Source organism: Ursidibacter arcticus, assembly GCF_009761375.1.
Classification (GTDB): domain Bacteria; phylum Pseudomonadota; class Gammaproteobacteria; order Enterobacterales; family Pasteurellaceae; genus Ursidibacter; species Ursidibacter arcticus.
The window spans coordinates 12932-32398 of record NZ_LEKM01000131.1; the positions used below are offsets into that span (position 1 = coordinate 12932).

A 19467-nucleotide genomic window follows, 5' to 3' on the forward strand; every position below is an offset into this window, starting at 1 on the left:
CTTCCCTTTTTTCCATTTCAGACTGCTGACAAACCTTATCTGCTCGTGTGTAATACACGGATATCAGTGTAATACACCTATAAGGGGAGATAATTAAGGGCAAATATGATTTGCCCCTACAGCCACCGAGTATAGTGTTATCACAACCAATACATATCTATACTCGTAGGGGCTAATTACATTAGCCCCCAAATTTCGTTAATAACCTGATATGAACAGTGGTACACCACCTTGTCCATTTTACTTACTCAATTTCGATGACAGAATGACTAGTCATCATCACTAAATACATCACCACCGTGAGTATCAATCATTTCTAAGGCTTTACCACCACCACGAGCCACGCAAGTTAATGGATCTTCAGCTACAATCACAGGTACACCCGTTGCATTCGTCAATAACACATCTAAATTTTGTAATAACGCACCGCCACCAGTTAATACCATTCCACGTTCAAAAATATCTGCCGCTAATTCTGGTGGACATTGTTCCAAAACACCTTTTACTGCTTCAACAATGCCTGTTAGTGGTTGTTCAATTGCTTCTAATACCTGTTTAGACGTTAAAGTAAAGGTTCTTGGAGCCCCTTCTGCTAAGTTATGCCCGTGAACTTCCATTGTGCGAATTTCATCATCATTACGAATATAAGCAGTCGCAATTTCTTTCTTCACTCTTTCTGCAGTTGTTTCACCAATTGCTGAGCCAAAATGACGGCGAACATAAGCGATAATCGCTTCATCAAATTTATCACCACCAATACGCACAGACGAAGAGTGTACAATACCATTAAGTGAAAGCACTGCAACTTCTGTTGTACCACCACCAATATCAATAACCATTGAGCCTGCAGCTTCATCAACAGGTAATCCTGCACCAATAGCTGCTGCCATTGGTTCTTCAATTAAGTAAACTTCTCTCGCACCTGCCCCCATTGCTGATTCTTTAATCGCTTTACGCTCAACTTGAGTTGCTCCTGCTGGTACACAAATCAATACTCGTGGGCTTGGACGCATAAAATTATTACTATGCACTTGTTTAATGAAATGCTGTAACATTTTGGCTGTTACGTGGAAATCAGCAATCACGCCATCTTTCATTGGGCGAATTGCAACAATACTTTTCGGTGTACGTCCTAACATTGATTTGGCACTAGCACCTACTGCTGCAATACTTTTATTTGTTCCAACACGATCTTGGCGAACAGCAACTACTGACGGTTCATCAAGCACGATGCCCTGCCCTTTTACATAGATAAGTGTATTTGCTGTACCGAGATCGATCGAAAGATCATTTGAGAAAAGCCCAAGAAATTTTTTAAACATAACAAAAATCCGTAAATAATTATAAATTAGGGTGAATGCTCAGATACTAGAGCAAAAATTGCGTGCAAATATAGCAAAAAAGGCTTGCAACGACAAAGGATTATTTTATTTTCATAGAAGAAAATCAGAGAAATTGCATAATCTGCTTTTCAGTTATAAATTTTTCACCTATTGGTAAAAATAAATGATAAAGTTAGTAGGATTTTATTTTAAATTTAGGCTAATACAAGCGGTCTGATTTGATATAAATTTTACCAGTTTTATTTATTAATTTTCATTCATCACATAGGAGTCTTTATGCTTATTGGTATACCAAAAGAGCTGCTGGACAATGAGAGTCGAGTGGCTGCAACCCCCAAGACTGTTCAGCAAATCCTAAAACTTGGTTTTGATGTTATCGTTGAGAAAAACGCTGGTTTCAAAGCAAGTTTTGAAGATAATGCCTTTGCAGAAGCAGGTGCAAATATTGGTAATACGCAAGCAGTATGGAATGCGGATATTATTTTTAAAGTAAATCCGCCAACTGATGCTGAGATCGCGTTAATCAAAGAAGGAGCTACACTGGTTAGCTTTATTTGGCCTGCTCAAAACCCTGAGCTAATGAAAAAACTTTCTGAAAAGAAAATCAACGTATTAGCAATGGACGCCGTACCTCGAATCTCTCGAGCCCAATCTCTTGATGCACTTAGCTCAATGGCAAATATTGCTGGTTATCGTGCGGTAGTTGAAGCAGCTCACGAGTTTGGTAGTTTCTTTACAGGGCAAATTACTGCAGCAGGTAAAGTACCGCCAGCTAAAGTTCTTGTTATCGGTGCTGGTGTTGCAGGATTAGCAGCAATTGGTGCGGCTAACAGCTTGGGAGCTATTGTTCGTGCCTTTGACTCTCGCCCAGAAGTAAAAGAACAAGTGCAAAGTATGGGTGCAAGTTTCCTTGAAATTGACTTCAAAGAAGAAGGCGGTAGTGGCGATGGCTATGCCAAAGTGATGTCAGAAGAATTTAACCGCAGAGCATTAGCTCTTTATGCTGAACAAGCTAAAGAAGTGGATATCATCATTACCACTGCGTTAATCCCTGGTAAGCCTGCCCCACGCCTTATCACTAAAGAAATGGTTGAATCAATGAAACCAGGTAGTGTTATTGTTGATTTAGCTGCCGCGACTGGCGGTAACTGTGAATTAACTAAAGCGGGTGAAGTGGTTGTTACGGACAATCAAGTAAAAATCATTGGCTACACTGATTTACCAAGCCGTTTACCAACACAATCTTCTCAACTTTATGGGACTAACTTAGTCAATTTACTCAAGTTACTTTGTAAAGAAAAAGACGGTAATATCAATATCGACTTTGAAGATGTAGTATTACGCGGTGTTACCGTAGTAAAAGAAGGTGAAATTACTTTCCCAGCACCACCGATTAAAGTATCGGCACAACCACAACAAAAAGCAGCAGTGCCTGTTGAGAAAAAAGAAGAAAAACCAGCTGATCCACGCATCAAATATGGATTATTTGCTTTAGCTGGCGTGCTATTCCTATGGTTAGCATCTGTTGCCCCAGCAGCATTCCTTTCACACTTTACCGTATTCGTACTTTCTTGCGTTGTCGGTTATTATGTTGTATGGAATGTTAGCCACGCTCTACATACGCCACTAATGGCAGTAACAAATGCAATTTCAGGTATCATTATTGTCGGTGCCTTATTACAAATTGCACAAGGTGGTTTCTTCATTAGTATTTTAGCGTTTATCGCAATTTTAGTCGCAAGTATCAATATCTTTGGTGGATTCAAAGTAACTCAACGTATGCTTGCAATGTTCAGAAAAGGTTAAGGAGAAAGCAATGTTATCTTCAGGTTTAGTACAAGCTGCCTATATCATCGCAGCTCTTCTCTTTATTATGAGTTTAGCAGGGCTTTCTAAACACGAAACCGCCAAAGCAGGTTGTTGGTATGGAATCGTGGGTATGACTATCGCCCTTGTTGCCACTATCTTTGGACCAGAATCCAAAGGGACTATTTTCATTTTAATTGCAATGGCAATTGGTGGATTTATCGGTGTTCGTAAAGCATTAAAAGTTGAAATGACCGAAATGCCAGAACTTGTTGCTATTTTACATAGTTTTGTAGGTTTAGCAGCAGTATTAGTGGGTTTCAACAGCTATGGTTTACATCACGATGCCGTAATGCCAGAAAATTTAGATGCTGCCGCTCAAGCATTATTTATGGCTGAACAGGCTAAATTAGCAACAATTCATAACGTTGAAGTATTCCTTGGTATTTTCATTGGTGCAGTTACATTCACGGGTTCAGTTGTTGCCTTTGGTAAACTAAACGGTAAAATCAACTCAAAAGCGTTAATGTTACCACACCGCCATAAACTCAATTTAGCGGCGTTAGTAGTTTCTGCAATTTTAATGGTGGTATTTGTAAATCACCCAGATAATATCTTCCCAGTGTTGATTATGACTGCAATTGCACTTGCTTTCGGTTGGCATTTAGTTGCTTCAATTGGTGGAGCAGATATGCCTGTTGTGGTTTCAATGCTGAACTCTTATTCTGGTTGGGCAGCAGCTGCTGCAGGCTTTATGCTTAGTAACGACTTATTGATTGTTACTGGTGCATTAGTAGGTTCTTCAGGGGCCATTCTCTCTTACATTATGTGTAAAGCAATGAACCGCTCATTTATCAGTGTGATTGCAGGTGGATTTGGTAACGATATCCAAGTAAGTTCAGATGAAGAACAAGGTGAACATCGTGAGACCACTGCTGAAGAAGTAGCAGAAATGTTGAAAAATGCAAGCTCTGTGATCATCACACCAGGATATGGAATGGCAGTGGCTCAAGCACAATATCCAGTGGCTGAAATCACTCAAAAATTGCGTGATCGTGGTGTTAATGTCCGTTTTGGTATTCACCCTGTTGCAGGTCGCTTACCTGGACATATGAACGTATTATTAGCTGAAGCGAAAGTACCTTACGATGTCGTATTAGAAATGGATGAAATCAATGATGATTTTGCTGATACAGATGTTGTGTTAGTTATCGGTGCAAATGATACGGTAAACCCAGCAGCAATGGACGATCCAAATAGCCCAATTGCTGGAATGCCAGTATTAGAAGTTTGGAAAGCTCAAAACGTTATCGTATTCAAACGCTCTATGGCGGTGGGCTACGCAGGCGTGCAAAATCCACTCTTCTTTAAAGAAAATACTCAAATGCTATTTGGTGATGCCAAAGAGCGTGTTGATGATATTTTAAAAGCACTTTAATCACCTATAAGAATAAGGCTCTGAATTTTCAGAGCCTTGTTGTATATAGTTAAAAACCAATTCGCCGACTAACCTTTCCTTGTTTTAGTTTACATTCATCGGCTAATGCTTCAATCCATTCGTCAATCTCTCTAAAAGGATAGAATCGGTGACGACGTTCAACCGCAGCAAAATCACCTGGTGTTAGTAAGGAAAGAGCATTGATTGCACTTAACTCACCATTGGTAAAATTTAAACCTAATCTTACCGCTTGTTGTTCAGCAAAACACTGTCGTTGAGATAAGGTTAGATAATCAAAATTCAGTTTTAGATCAAAACGGCGTAAAGCTGCAGGATCTAAACCGCTCATCAAATTCGTTGAAACCACAAGTAAGCCTTCAAAACGTTCTATTTGAGTTAGCATCTCATTAACCATACTATGCTCCCAACTTCTTTGCCCTTCTGCTCGAGCAAATAAAAATGTATCTACTTCATCAAAAATGAGCAACATATCGTTATCTTGTGCCTGCTTAAAAGCCCGAGCAATATTTCGCTCACACTCTCCAACATAAGGTGAAAGTAAATCTGAACCTTGTTTTAATAAGACTTTCATTCCCAAGCTCTTACCTAGCCAATTTGCCCACGCTGTTTTTCCTGTGCCAGGTGGTCCATAGCAACAAATACGTCCTTGCTTTGTCTTTCTTAGTCCTTCGCTAATTTTATGAATATTACTACTCAGAAGATTTTAAATCACATTTTTCTCAATATCCCAAATATCCTCACCAAATCGACGTATCCACCAATCCAACATATCATTTTCTGCTACCGTTGCTTGAATTCGGTAATGTTCTTCAGACTGTTCCAAAATTTTTTGATCTTTCGATAATGGTGTCTCAGTTAAATGAAATCCTGCAGATTGACTAATTGAAAAAGTTAATCGTACTTTATTCCCTGTTGTACCAAATCCTAAATACCCACTATCTAAATAATCGGTCAAATTAAAATCATTTGGGCGATTAAATGTCATTGTCGAACACTCTGCTTTTTGAATACGGTGCAATGCTAATAAACGATTATTTTCATACCCTTCATAACGAACAATTAAATAAGTCGTTGCCCCTTGCTGTGCAATAGCTAACGGCATTACATTAGATTTTGATATGCGATTATGTTGATTTCTATATTCTATTTTTAACCAATGATTCTGATATAGTGCAACACTCACTGCATTAAAAACATCAGCATTTATTTTTGCTGGAATCAGGGGCATACTTGTTGGAGTGCTGGCAATTTTATCCGATAGCCATTGTCGAGCGAGTTTCTTACTTTGACTACTATCTTGCTCAAGTTGCCGATGAGCGTGTTCGAAAAAAGGTTTCATTGATTGCATAATATTAGCAGGCAATAAATGCTTTAAATGCTGCTCTGCTAAAATCAAGACTAACGATTGCTGTTCACTTAATATAGGCAAATCAATCCCTTTTGCATTAACTTTCCATTTATACCCGTAGGGCTTAGTACGCATATCTCGTTCAATATCAAACTGCTCACTTAACTGATCTAAATTACGTTGAATCGTTCTAAGACTACGTTCAATCCCTCCTTGTGATAATTTTTGCCGAACTTCTTCTGCTGAAATATACCTATTTTTAGGCACTTGACGTAATAAAGCTAATTGAAATCCTGTCACTTCTGAATTTTTAGGGCGAAAAGACATAGTAACTTCTCCAAAGGTAAAGAAATAATAAGGTCAAAAATATGCTATAAATTATAGCAATCTCAAACCAATTTTTTACAAAAAATCAAGCAAATCTAACCGCTTATTTTCTGTTATGTAGTATTTTTAGATAATCTAAACCATATATCAATGAGCGATAAATAAATACTTATTAGCGACACTATTTGTCGCAATTAGCTTTATTATGTTATTGCAAGCGGAAATAACGAGGACATAAAAATGAAAACCTATTTCCAAACTGAAATTATTAAAGCGATTTTTCAGCACCCTAATTCAAGGGGAAGATATCCAATGCAAGCAAATGCAACAACCTGAGTTAGTGAATTTATATCAAGAAAAATAGGAGGAGACTATGACAAAAAAATTACCTAAAATCGTCGTATTAACAGGAGCGGGAATTTCCGCTGAATCAGGTATTCAAACTTTCCGAGCGTCTGACGGATTATGGGAAAATCATCCAATTGATGATGTCGCCACGCCTGAAGGCTTTATGCGTAATCCTGAATTGGTTCAGCAGTTCTACAACGAACGCCGTCGCAAATTATTTGACCCACAAATTCAGCCTAACGCAGCACATATTTCACTTGCGAAACTGGAAGAAAAATTAGGCGAAAATTTCCTATTAGTTACACAAAATGTCGATAATTTACACGAACGTGCAGGATCGAAAAATATTATTCATATGCACGGTGAATTGCTCAAAGCTCGCTGTGTATATTCAGATAAGGTCTATGACTGGGAAAAAGATATCAAAAATACCGATCGTTGTACTTGTTGTCAGCAGCCACGAGAACTTCGTCCGCATATTGTCTGGTTTGGTGAAATGCCATTTGAGATGGAACGTATCTATCAAGCTTTAAGCGAATGCGATTATTTTGTTTCCATTGGTACATCGGGCAATGTTTATCCAGCAGCGAATTTTGTGAAAGAAGCGAATGCGTGGGGAGCTGGCACAATTGAACTGAATCTTGAGAAAAGCGAAAAAGCTTCAGAATTTAAAACGGCTCGTTATGGCAAGGCCACAGAAATTGTTCCGAAATTTGTTGAAGCGGTATTGAAACAAATTAGCTAATTAAGATGGCATAAGCATATACTAAACCACAAGAAGTCAAAATTACCACATTTAATAAATCTCGCCCCTATGTTTGTGAAAATTTAATGAGTAGATGGGCGAGAGATCGTATTTATGAAGCAATTGAGAAAAATTTAGAGCAAATGGAATGAATGAATTTCTCAAGCAAAAATAACCTGAGGGCAATTACATTTGAAAAAACAGTTTGCGCTTGGCTTTATATTAAAAATACCAAGCATTGTATGCCAACAATCCCGCTTATTTTCCATCCTCTATAATTTCGCTATAATGCCACTTTTAAAATCATATTAGATAGGAAAAACAATGTTTGAGCTAAATCCAATCAAATCACAATTAGCCGATATGGCACAACGTACTGAAACACTTAGGGGGTATCTTTGACTTTGATCTGAAAGTCGAACGACTGGAAGAGGTCAATGCCGAATTAGAACAGCCTGATGTTTGGAATGATCCTGAAAAAGCACAAGCATTGGGTAAAGAACGTGTTGCATTAGAGTTGGTGGTTAATACAATCAGAGGTCTTGAGCAAGGTATCGAAGATGTAGAAGGGTTAATTGAATTAGCGATTGAAGCCGAAGACGAAACTACTTTCCAAGAAGCACAACAAGAAGCGGACGGATTAGAAGAAAAATTAGCAAATTTAGAATTCCGTAGAATGTTTAGTGGGCAACACGATGCTGCCGATTGTTATGTCGATTTACAAGCTGGTTCAGGGGGAACAGAAGCACAAGACTGGACAGAAATGTTGCTGAGAATGTATCTCCGTTGGGCTGAAAGTAAAGGCTTTAAAACAGAACTTATGGAAGTTTCTGATGGTGATGTCGCAGGTATTAAATCGGCAACGATTCGAGTTTCTGGTGAGTATGCGTTTGGTTGGCTACGCACAGAAACAGGTATTCATCGTCTTGTGAGAAAAAGTCCATTTGATTCCAATAATCGTCGCCATACTTCTTTCAGTGCGGCTTTCGTTTATCCTGAAGTCGATGATGATTTTGAAATCGAGATTAACCCTGCCGATTTGCGTATTGACGTTTATCGTGCCTCTGGTGCAGGCGGTCAGCACGTTAATAAAACAGAATCTGCAGTACGAATTACGCATATGCCATCAGGTATTGTCGTGCAATGTCAAAATGGACGTTCTCAACATCAAAATAAAGACCAAGCAATGAAGCAGCTCAAAGCGAAGTTATATGAGATGGAGATGATGAAGAAAAATGCGGAAAAGCAAGCGATGGAAGAAAGTAAATCAGACATTGGTTGGGGAAGCCAAATTCGCTCTTATGTCCTTGATGATTCTCGTATTAAAGACTTACGCACAGGTGTTGAAAATCGTAATACTCAAGCTGTCTTAGATGGCGATTTAGATCGTTTTATTGAAGCGAGCTTAAAAGCAGGATTATAATCTCTTTTGTGCCTTATCTTTATTGAAGATATATTGAATCCCCTGCTTAAAATACAGGGGATTATGATTCTGACTTATTTAACTCCTAGTAAAATACGGTCTGCAAATTTACCAATACTGATAGCAAAATTATTTGATTTATTCCAATCTAAAATCGTTCGGAAATTATTTGATACTAAGAAAGCCCTACCAACCTCTTGATTAGGACGAACTAACCATAATTTCGCATTATTTAATTTTGATAATTTCTCAACCTCCTGACCATTAGGATAGGCTAAATAAACACCTAATGTTTGCCATTCAGCTAGACTTTTTGCTTTATGAGATTCAATACCAGAAAACACCATATCAATCGGTTTAGCTAACTTTACTTCAACTCCCCAAGGTAGATTTCTATCCCAACCGACTGTTGAAAGATAAGTGGCAATAGAAGCAAATGCATCATATTCGTTCTTCCAAATGTCTTTTTTACCATCATTATTACCATCTGCGGCATATTTTAAATAAGACGTTGGCATAAATTGGGTTTGCCCCATTGCACCAGCCCAAGAGCCTTTCATTTCACTACGAGAAATAGTATTACTATCTAACATTTTCATTGCATTTATAAACTCTTGTGTAAATAATTTCTCACGACGTCCATCAAAAGCCAATGTAGCCAAAACAGAAAGTACATCAAAATTCCCTTGATAACGTCCAAAGCTACTTTCCATACCCCAGAGTGCCATTAAATACTCTTTTTGTACGCCATATTTTTGGCTCGCATTTTCAAGCTGTGCTTGATATTTCCACCAACGATCTACAGCGATATTTACTTTTGCTTGAGTTAGTACTTTATTTAAATAATTAGTTACACCATTTGGGTTTGGCGGTGGAGGTGGTAAATTAGGATCACGTTTCTTTGCTGCTTGTTGCTGGTCTAGCTCAACAGCCCGTGTAATATAGTTAATTCCCATTTGGTTATTTAATGTTTTGTCCGATACACCTGCTCCAGCTGCTTTTTTCTTTAGAAAAGCGATATAATCATTAAAATTAGCCAGGATTCGGGGCTTTGTATAAGTTTCATCTAAAACCAATTCATCATAATGTTTCTTATTTGAACAACCTGCCAGTATGAGACAACTTATTCCTGTTACTGACAATAAACGAAATATATTTGACATCATTATTTCCTTTTTGCTTTTAGAATGTTAATTATTCACCATTCTACTTGGGCGAATAACATTATTAAGATCAACTTCTGCGACACCTAAAAACTGTTGTTGCTCAGAATATAATCTAACTTGCCCATAAACTTGTTGAGTATTTTCAAACTTGACCCTTTGACCATACCCAACAGCTTTAGTTTGCTCTGCTGTTAAATTTAAAATAGGCAAACAATCAACTGCACTATCCATCGGAAGTAAATAGTTATCCATAGGTAAAGAAAAAGTATCAGTAAGCTCACCAAGCGGTTGCATTTCTGCAATTTTTTGCAACTCATCAATCGTTAGCATTTGATCGTTAGGGTAATTTGCAACAGCTAATCTTCTTAATACTGTAACGTGTGCACCACAACCTAATACTTCGCCCAAATCATCAACTAAAGTACGAATATAAGTACCTTTTGAACAATGCACTTCCAACGTTAAAAATGGGGCTTGATAATCAATAAATTGTAGTTCAAAAATAGTAATTGGGCGAGCTTCACGCTCTACCGTAATACCTGCACGAGCATATTCATACAAAGGCTTACCTTGATATTTCAACGCAGAAAACATTGTTGGTACTTGTAAAATATCGCCTCTAAACTGTTCAAGAGCGGTTAAGATCTCTGACTCATTAACATTGACTGGGCGAGATTGCACGATTTTCCCTTCCGCATCTGACGTATCGGTTCTTTCACCTAATTTTGCGGTAACACGATAGCGTTTATCTGAATCCAACAAGAATTGAGAGAACTTGGTTGCTTCACCTAAACAAATAGGTAACATTCCTGTTGCCAGTGGATCTAATGCCCCAGTATGCCCTGCTTTATTCGCTCGGAATAAACGTTTGACTTTTTGCATAATGTCATTAGAGCTAACACCCTCTGGCTTATCCAATAAAAAGACGCCGTGAATATCACGCCCTTTCTTTTTGGGTCTAGACACAATTATTCCTCGTCGTTATGGCGGGCTTGATCTTTACGGATCACATTAGTCACTAAATTTGACATTCTCATTCCTTCTACAAGTGATTGATCGTAGAAGAATTTTAATTCAGGTACGATACGCAAACGCATTGCTTTACCAACTAAGCTACGAATATAGCCAGAAGCATTATTTAACCCTTCTAAACCACGCGTTACCGCTGTTTCATCGTTATCAAATAAAAAAGTCACAAACACTTTGGCATAGGCTAAATCACGACTAATTTCAACATCAGATACCGTAACCATACCAATTCTTGGATCTTTCACTTCTCGTTGTAAAATAATTGCAATCTCTTTCTGCAATTCTTGTGCGACACGGTCGCTACGTTTAAATTCTCTTGACATTTATTTTTTCTTTCTAGATATAAAATTTATGGGTGGATTATTCCCACCTAAAACGATGAGATAGAACAGGGCGAATAATTCGCCCTGCCTACTGTTATAACTAAATCGTACGTTTAATTTCAACCACTTCAAAGACTTCGATTTGGTCGCCGACTTTGACATCGTTGTAGTTTTTCACGCCGATACCACATTCCATACCGTTACGCACTTCGGATACGTCATCTTTGAAACGGCGTAAAGATTCAAGTTCGCCTTCAAAAATAACTACGTTATCGCGTAAAACACGAATTGGGTTATTACGTTTAACGATACCTTCCGTTACCATACAACCTGCGATTGCACCGAATTTCGGATGACGGAATACATCACGCACTTCAGCTAAGCCAATAATTTCTTGTTTAAATTCTGGCTGTAACATACCGCTCATTGCTGCTTTGATCTCATTTAAGAGTTCGTAGATGATTGAGTAATAGCGTAAATCAATGTTTTCTGTTTCGATCACTCGGCGAGCTGTTGCATCAGCACGAACGTTAAAGCCGAGTACGATAGCATTTGATGCTGCCGCAAGCGTTGCATCAGTTTCGGTAATACCACCTACGCCAGAACCAACCACTTTCACTTTTACTTCTGCTGTTGAAAGTTCGTTTAATGCTTGGCAAATTGCTTCCACAGAACCTTGTACGTCTGCTTTTACAATTACATTTAATTCTGCTACATCACCTTCTGCCATATTGGTAAACATATTTTCCAATTTCGCTTTTTGCTGACGAGCGAGTTTTACATCGCGGAATTTACCTTGACGATATAGAGCAACTTCGCGTGCTTTTTTCTCATCACGCACAACGGTTGCTTCATCACCAGCTGATGGTACGCCTGAAAGACCTAACACTTCCACTGGGATTGATGGGCCTGCCGATTGAATATCTTTACCGTTTTCATCACGCATTGCACGCACACGACCGTATTCAAAGCCACAAAGTACAATATCACCACGATTCAATGTACCTGATTGAACAAGGATTGTTGCAACAGGGCCACGACCTTTATCTAAGTAAGATTCGATCACAACACCGCTTGCCATACCTTCTTTAACTGCGGTTAATTCTAATACTTCAGACTGTAATAAAATCGCTTCTAATAGGTCGTCAATCCCCATACCTTTCTTCGCAGAAACAGGCACAAATTGAACATCACCACCGAATTTCTCAGAGATAACTTCGTGTTGTAATAACTCTTGTTCAACACGATCTGGGTTCGCTTCTGGTTTATCAATCTTGTTCACTGCAACAACGATTGGGGCTCCTGCTGCACGAGCGTGCTGGATCGCCTCAATCGTTTGTGGCATTACACCATCATCTGCTGCAACCACTAATACAACGATATCTGTTGCTTTCGCACCACGAGCACGCATTGACGTAAAGGCTGCGTGTCCTGGAGTATCTAAGAAAGTAATCATCTTACCGTCATCTGTTTCAACGTGGTAAGCACCGATATGTTGAGTAATACCACCTGCTTCGCCCGCTGCAACTTTGGCTTTACGGATATAGTCAAGTAATGATGTTTTACCGTGGTCAACGTGTCCCATAATGGTAACAACAGGGGCACGAGTCACTTTTTCTGCGTGGATATCACGATCTTCTAATACAGATTCTTCAAGTTCGTTTTCTTTACGCAGAATAACTTTATGCCCCATTTCTTCGGCAACAAGCTGTGCGGTTTCTTGGTCAATCACTTGGTTAATCGTAACCATTTCACCCATTTTCATCATTGTTTTAATGATTTCTGTTGCTTTTACAGCCATTTTGTTTGCAAGTTCTGCAACAGTAATGGTTTCGCCAATCACAACATCACGGTTTACTGCTTGTACAGGTTTAGTAAAGGCTTGCTGTAATGCACTTCCTTTCTTACCGTGTTTGCCTTTTCCTTTAGCATCTTTTTGATTACGGCGATTTGCTTCACGCTCATTTTTATTTGATTCATCATCACGCCCACCTTTTTTCGCTTTCGCAACGCCATTTTTGCCACGTCCACGTCCACCTTCACTGCGGCGATCAGAATCACGTTCCGCTTCTAACGCATAGCTTGAAGTAAAGCGGTCGTCATCAAAATCATCACTACTTTCACCTGCTTCTTCACGTGCAATTTCAGCTAAACGGCGAGCATTTTCTGCTGCACGTTTTGCTTCCATTTCAGCTTTTTGACGAGCAAGCTCATCTTGTTTACGGCGTAATTCAGCTTCTTCTTTACGTTTTGCTTCTTTCTCTGCATCAACAACTTTTTCAACTTTCTGTGCTGGTTTAGCTTCAGCTTTTGGAGCAACTTTAGGCTGTTTATTTGGCATTACAGGTGGCTGATGAACTGCTTTTTTCGCTTCAGCCGCTTTATCTTCTTCAGCTTTCTTCGCTTCAGCTTGTTTTTGTGCCTCTTCAGCAGCTCTTAATTTTTCTGCCTCTGCTTTCTCTTTAGCTGCTTTTTCGGCAGCATCTTTCTCAGCTTGAGCTTTTAATTTTGCAGCTTCTGCTGCTGCGGCTTTTTTAGCTGCTTCAGTATCTACTTTGCGTGATTTACGCACTTCAACCTGAACTTCTTTGCTTTTACCACCCGCTGTTGTACCGCTTACTGTTGTTTTTGTTCTACGTTGTAAACTTAATTTTTTTGGGGCATCCATTTTGATTTCATTATCACTCATTATTCTTTCTCCTTAAGATTTAGCTAAACCAACAAATTTGGCGAGCAGCCATAATCAATTCACCCGCTTTTTCTGCGGTTAATTCTTCAATATCAGCTAAATCATCAACGCCTTGTTCAGCAAGATCTTCAAGGGTAGTAATTTGTTTTTCGGCTAAACGGAATGCAATATGGCGATCCATTCCTTCTAGATTTAATAATTTATCTTCAATATCTGCTTGTTTTAGTGCTTCTTCTTCTGCTAATGCTTTTGCAGTTAGCACGTTTTTCGCACGAGTTTGAAGTTCTTCTACTAGATCTTCATCTTCTAAGCCATCAATTGCTGTTAATTCATTAACTGGCACATAAGCTAATTCTTCAAGGCTAGTAAACCCTTCATCAATTAAAATATGGGCAAATTCTTCATCAATTTCTAAGCTATTTACAAATAAATCAATAACTTTGTTATCTTCAGCTTGATGTTTTTTCTCTAACTCATCAGTCGTCATCACATTTAACGTCCAACCTGTTAGTTGGTTAGCTAAACGAACGTTTTGACCGTTACGACCAATCGCTTGTGCGAGTGCTGATGCATCGACAGCAAGATCCATTGAGTGATTATCTTCATCAACCACAATTGAACTTACGTCCGCTGGAGCCATTGCATTGATAACAAATTGAGCTGGGTTATCGTCCCAAAGTACAATATCAACACGCTCACCGCCAAGCTCATTACTGATAGCTTGCACACGAGCACCACGCATACCAACACAAGCACCAACTGGGTCAATGCGTTTATCATTACTTTTTACCGCAATTTTGGCACGAGAACCAGGATCACGAGATGCACCTTTAATTTCAATTAGCTCTTCACCAATTTCTGGCACTTCTAATTTGAATAACTCTTGTAACATCACTGGTTTAGCACGCGTTACAAATAGTTGTGGACCTTTTGATTCTGGCTTAATTTGATATAACACACCACGCACACGATCTCCTGGACGGAAGTTTTCACGCGGTAGCATATCTTCACGCACAATAACTGCTTCTGCTTGGTTACCCAAATCTAAGATGATCTGTTCACGACTTACTTTCTTCACTGTTGCAGTAATAATTGAGCCTAATTGTGAACGGAACTGTTCAACCACTTTATTACGCTCTGCTTCACGAATTTTAGTACTAATTACCTGACGAGCAGTTTGCATTGTGATGCGGTCAAACGCAATTGACTCAATCTCATCTTCAATATAATCGCCTAGCTGAATAGCAGGATTTTCAAATTGTGCCGCTTCTAAGGTAATTTCTTTAGTCTGATGATTAACTTTTTCAACCACTAACCAGCGGCGGAAAGTTGTAAATTCACCTGTTTTACGGTTGATAACAACACGCACATCAATATCAATACCGTTACCTGATTTGCGGTCTTCTCTTTCTGCAGCGGCTTTCTTTTTAGTTGAGATCGCTAATGCTGTTTCAAGTGCTTCAAAAATTGCATCTTTTGGTAATAATTTCTCATTTGATACCGCTTCTGCGGCTAATAAAATCTCTTTACTCATTCTGTCTGACTTCCTTAGAAATTAAATACGGGAATTAAATTTGCTTTTTGAATATTACCAAAAGCAAAACTTTGTAAATTGTTTTCGAGTTTTAAGCTCTCATCAAGTTTTAATGTAATTAAATCACCTTCAACTGAAAGAATCTCACCTTGCCATTTACGGCGATCAAACATTGGAATACGCAAATGAATAACCACTTCACGTCCAACAAAGCGTTGATAGTGTTCCAAGGTAAATAATGGGCGATCCAAACCTGGTGATGACACTTCAAGGTTATATTTATCTGCAATTGGGTCTTCGACATCAAAAATTGCACTCACTTGACGACTCACATCACTACAATCATCAATAGTTACGCCACCTTCTTTGTCAATATATAAGCGAACTGTCAAAAAACGCCCTGCTCGTTGGCATTCAATACCAACAAGCTCAAAACCCATTGCATCAATAGAATCTTGAACAAGCTCTTGTAATTTCTGCTCTAATGTTGCCAAATTTTCTCTCCTTATTTAATTTCCCTTTCCTTTGATACAACGTGAAATTATAGGTAAAGGGTCAGTGTTATTTTTTTAACAGATATAAAAAAAGAGCTATAAAAGCCCTCTTAACACAACTAAAGCTGACTGTTAGCCACAAAAAAGCCCCAAACAACAGTTGAGGCTTCAAGCGGTTTGTTTTATTTCATTTTTTGCAAATCACAATTTTTAAATAAAACAAAACTCATTGTTATCAACATAACAATGAGCCTTAAAACTGGTTGCGGGGGCTGGATTTGAACCAACGACCTTCGGGTTATGAGCCCGACGAGCTACCAAGCTGCTCCACCCCGCGTCTGATGTGGTGCATTATAGTCAATCACAGAACCTTTGCAAGTGCTTTTTTCATTTTATGAAATAAAAGCGGATTTTATAAACAATTCGCCAATAATATCAACAATAATGCCCCTATTTCGCCTTATACATTTAATAATGTATGTAAATCAGCATCTTTACGATCTAAATAGTGTGAAGATTGAATTTTGCGAATGGTACGAGAACGACCACGAATTAACAACGTTTCTGTTGTAGCTAAATTCCCTTTACGCTGAATACCTTTTAATAAATCACCCGTCGTAATTCCTGTTGCAGAGAACACAATATTATCATCACGCACAAGATCTTCTAATTTCAACACTTCATTGATTGGCACATTCAAGGCTTCGCAACGTGAAATTTCTTTCTCTGCATAAGCAAAGTTTTCTAATGAATTACCTTTGACTTGGTTGCGTGGAATCAGTCTCGCCTGCATATCGCCTCCTAAAGCACGAACAGCAGCTGCTGCAACAACACCTTCAGGTGCACCACCAATACCGTATAGCAAGTCTAAATCACTTTCAGGTAAACAGCATTGCACCGCTGCAGCCACATCACCATCAGGAATTGCCATTACCCGCACGCCTAGCTGTTGCATTTCCGCAATGACTTTACTATGGCGAGGTTTATCTAACACAGCAACAGTTAATTGTGAAAGCAATTTTCCTTTTTTAGATGCTACACGGCGAAGGTTTTGTTCAATCGGTAAATTGAGATCAATCATTCCTTTGGCTTCATTGCCTACTACTAATTTTTCCATATACATATCAGGTGCTTGTAAGAAAGTATCTTTGCCACCAGCAGCTAATACTGATAATGCATTCGCTTGCCCCATTGCCGTCATTCGAGTGCCATCAATAGGATCTACCGCAATCGTTACTACTTCATCTTCAGGGCGAGACAAGCCAATTTTTTCGCCAATATATAACATCGGAGCTTGGTCAATCTCACCTTCTCCAATTACCACTTCACCTCGAATTTCCATCTGATTTAATAACAGACGCATCGCTTTAACTGCAGCATCATCAGCTGCATTTTTATTCCCACGTCCTAACCAAGCAAAGGCAGCTAACGCAGCTGCTTCAGTAACACGCGAAAATTCAATAGAAAGAGATCTTTTCATCTTTAGCTCCTTAAGAGAAACGCTTTAAAAGAATACATATCGGCTATTGCCAACGGTGTAAGAATAGCATATTTCTGCACGAACCTCTTTACAAGCGGTGAGATTTTTAGAAAATTTTACAGATTATCCCATTATCCGCACTCTTGTTATTTAAGTTATTGCTGATAAAGTGTAGAATATTCCGTTATTTTTACCCTAAACGAGAGAAATATGAGCAACGAAGAGATTTTATCCGCAGAACAGCACGATGTTCGTGCCAATTTTATTACCCATATCGTTGATGAAGATTTAGCATCAGGAAAGCATAAAAATGTTCACACTCGCTTTCCACCTGAGCCTAACGGTTATTTGCATATTGGGCACGCTAAATCAATCTGCTTAAACTTTGGTATTGCTGAAGATTACAACGGCTTATGTAACCTACGTTTTGACGACACAAACCCAGTTAAAGAAGATGTGGAATATGTCGAATCTATCAAAGAAGACGTAAAATGGCTTGGTTTTAACTGGGAGGGTGAACCACGCTACGCCTCAGATTATTTTGATCAACTATATGCTTATGCCATTGAACTAATTGAAAAAGGTTTAGCTTACGTTGATGAGCTTTCGCCTGAAGAGATCAGAGAATATCGTGGTACATTAACTGAACCAGGTAAAAACAGCCCTTATAGAGATCGCCCAATCGAAGAAAACTTAGCACTTTTTGAAAAAATGAAAAATGGCGAGTTTGCCGAAGGGAAAGCTTGCTTACGAGCCAAAATTGATATGGCATCTTCTTTTATTGTAATGCGAGACCCTGTAATTTATCGTATTAAATTTGCTAGCCATCACCAAACAGGTGATAAATGGTGCATTTATCCAATGTATGATTTTACACACTGTATTTCAGATGCGATTGAACGTATTACACATTCACTTTGTACCTTAGAATTCCAAGATAACCGCCGTTTATATGACTGGGTTTTAGATAATATTTCGATTGAACGCCCACTACCACATCAATACGAGTTCTCTCGTTTAAACTTAGAAGGTACATTAACCTCTAAACGTAAATTACTCAAATTAGTTACCGATGGTATTGTTGATGGTTGGAATGACCCACGAATGCCAACAATTTCAGGCTTACGTCGTCGTGGTTATACACCAGCATCATTGCGTGAATTTGCTCGCCGTATCGGTGTAACCAAACAAGATAACGTGGTGGAATACAGTGCGTTGGAATCTTGTATTCGTGATGATCTCAATACTAATGCACCACGAGCAATGGCTGTCATTAACCCTGTTAAAGTTGTTATCGAAAACTTTACAGGCGAAGAAACCTTAACCGCTCCAAACCACCCAAATCGTGAAGACTTAGGTGTGCGTGAATTGCCTTTCACTCGTGAACTTTATATTGATGAAGCAGACTTCCGTGAAGAAGCGAATAAACAATATAAACGTTTAGTGCTTGGTAAAGAAGTCCGTTTGCGTAATGCCTATGTAATTAAAGCAGAACGTGTTGAAAAAGATGCAAGCGATAAGATCACCACGATCTTTTGCACCTACGACCCTGAGACATTAGGGAAAAATCCTGCTGATGGACGTAAAGTAAAAGGCGTTATTCACTGGGTTTCTGCAACACAAAATAAACCTGCGGAATTTCGTTTATATGATCGCCTATTCACTGTTGCTAACCCTGGTGCAGAAGATGACATTAACAGTGTGGTAAATCCTAATTCGCTTGTGGTAAAACAAGGTTTTGCTGAACCAAGCCTAGCCAATGCTAAAGCGGAACAAGGTTATCAATTTGAACGTGAAGGCTATTTCTGTTTAGATAGCAAAGATGGCAATGCAGATAATTTAGTCTTTAACTTAACTGTTAGCTTAAAAGAAAGTGTAGCGTTCTAGATCGACTGATTAAAATAGTAAAAGAAAATAAATGCCTTTAGATTAAATCTAGTCTAAAGGCATTTC

General features: G+C 38.7%; 14 protein-coding genes, 1 tRNA gene and 1 pseudogene. 5 read left to right on the forward strand and 11 right to left on the reverse strand.

Annotated features, from left to right (window positions below):
- Positions 1 to 269: 269 nt before the first annotated feature.
- Positions 270 to 1322 (reverse strand): rod shape-determining protein, encoded by a 1053-nt coding sequence (locus A1D25_RS05170; protein ID WP_157394631.1) that lies wholly within the window; start codon positions 1320 to 1322, stop codon positions 270 to 272.
- Between the two features lie 297 nt (positions 1323 to 1619).
- Here A1D25_RS05170 and pntA point away from each other — a divergent pair, with 297 nt between their 5' ends.
- Both pntA and pntB read left to right on the forward strand, forming a co-directional pair.
- Positions 1620 to 3149 carry a Re/Si-specific NAD(P)(+) transhydrogenase subunit alpha gene (gene pntA / locus A1D25_RS05175; protein ID WP_157394632.1) on the forward strand — a complete coding sequence of 510 codons (1530 nt, stop codon included), beginning with the start codon at positions 1620 to 1622 and terminating at the stop codon, positions 3147 to 3149.
- A 10-nt stretch (positions 3150 to 3159) separates the two neighbouring features.
- On the forward strand, positions 3160 to 4587 hold the full coding sequence (pntB, locus tag A1D25_RS05180) for a Re/Si-specific NAD(P)(+) transhydrogenase subunit beta (protein WP_157394633.1): 1428 nt from the start codon (positions 3160 to 3162) through the stop codon (positions 4585 to 4587).
- 49 nt (positions 4588 to 4636) lie between these two features.
- Here the strand turns inward: pntB and A1D25_RS05185 are convergent.
- Both A1D25_RS05185 and A1D25_RS05190 read right to left on the reverse strand, forming a co-directional pair.
- Positions 4637 to 5302 (reverse strand): annotated as a pseudogene (locus A1D25_RS05185) (ATP-binding protein); the annotation flags it as partial.
- Between the two features lie 9 nt (positions 5303 to 5311).
- Positions 5312 to 6283 (reverse strand): helix-turn-helix transcriptional regulator, encoded by a 972-nt coding sequence (locus A1D25_RS05190; RefSeq protein WP_157394634.1) that lies wholly within the window; start codon positions 6281 to 6283, stop codon positions 5312 to 5314.
- Positions 6284 to 6656: 373 nt separating this feature from the next.
- On the opposite strand from A1D25_RS05190, the gene cobB reads away from it, so the two are divergent.
- Both cobB and prfB read left to right on the forward strand, forming a co-directional pair.
- Positions 6657 to 7376, forward strand: coding sequence for a Sir2 family NAD+-dependent deacetylase (gene cobB / locus A1D25_RS05195; protein ID WP_157394635.1), 720 nt, complete (start codon positions 6657 to 6659; stop codon positions 7374 to 7376).
- 324 nt (positions 7377 to 7700) lie between these two features.
- Positions 7701 to 8799 (forward strand): peptide chain release factor 2 gene (prfB, locus tag A1D25_RS05200; protein WP_157394636.1). Its coding sequence is split into 2 segments (ribosomal slippage): positions 7701 to 7775 and positions 7777 to 8799, totalling 1098 coding nucleotides; the frame shifts between segments, so codons are not numbered across the junction.
- Between the two features lie 74 nt (positions 8800 to 8873).
- Here prfB and A1D25_RS05205 read toward each other — a convergent pair.
- From A1D25_RS05205 to glpX, 8 genes are all read right to left on the reverse strand, one after another.
- A complete protein-coding gene (locus A1D25_RS05205) occupies positions 8874 to 9965 on the reverse strand; it encodes a lytic murein transglycosylase (protein ID WP_420825104.1) in 1092 nt (363 codons plus the stop codon).
- A 24-nt stretch (positions 9966 to 9989) separates the two neighbouring features.
- Entirely contained in the window at positions 9990 to 10931 is a 942-nt protein-coding gene (gene truB, locus A1D25_RS05210) for a tRNA pseudouridine(55) synthase TruB (protein WP_157394638.1), read from the reverse strand.
- Between the two features lie 2 nt (positions 10932 to 10933).
- Positions 10934 to 11317: a 30S ribosome-binding factor RbfA gene (gene rbfA, locus A1D25_RS05215; protein WP_157394639.1), complete on the reverse strand. Its 384-nt coding sequence runs from the start codon at positions 11315 to 11317 to the stop codon at positions 10934 to 10936.
- Positions 11318 to 11417: 100 nt separating this feature from the next.
- Positions 11418 to 14006: a translation initiation factor IF-2 gene (gene infB / locus A1D25_RS05220; RefSeq protein WP_157394640.1), complete on the reverse strand. Its 2589-nt coding sequence runs from the start codon at positions 14004 to 14006 to the stop codon at positions 11418 to 11420.
- 19 nt (positions 14007 to 14025) lie between these two features.
- Positions 14026 to 15540 (reverse strand): transcription termination factor NusA, encoded by a 1515-nt coding sequence (gene nusA, locus A1D25_RS05225; RefSeq protein WP_157394641.1) that lies wholly within the window; start codon positions 15538 to 15540, stop codon positions 14026 to 14028.
- 14 nt (positions 15541 to 15554) lie between these two features.
- Positions 15555 to 16034 (reverse strand): ribosome maturation factor RimP, encoded by a 480-nt coding sequence (gene rimP / locus A1D25_RS05230; protein ID WP_157394642.1) that lies wholly within the window; start codon positions 16032 to 16034, stop codon positions 15555 to 15557.
- A gap of 260 nt (positions 16035 to 16294) precedes the next feature.
- Positions 16295 to 16371, reverse strand: a tRNA-Met gene (locus tag A1D25_RS05235).
- 123 nt (positions 16372 to 16494) lie between these two features.
- Positions 16495 to 17514, reverse strand: a complete 1020-nt coding sequence (gene glpX / locus A1D25_RS05240; protein WP_157394643.1) for a class II fructose-bisphosphatase — start codon at positions 17512 to 17514, stop codon at positions 16495 to 16497.
- Between the two features lie 210 nt (positions 17515 to 17724).
- Here glpX and glnS point away from each other — a divergent pair, with 210 nt between their 5' ends.
- On the forward strand, positions 17725 to 19401 hold the full coding sequence (gene glnS / locus A1D25_RS05245) for a glutamine--tRNA ligase (protein ID WP_157394644.1): 1677 nt from the start codon (positions 17725 to 17727) through the stop codon (positions 19399 to 19401).
- Positions 19402 to 19467 lie beyond the last annotated feature (66 nt).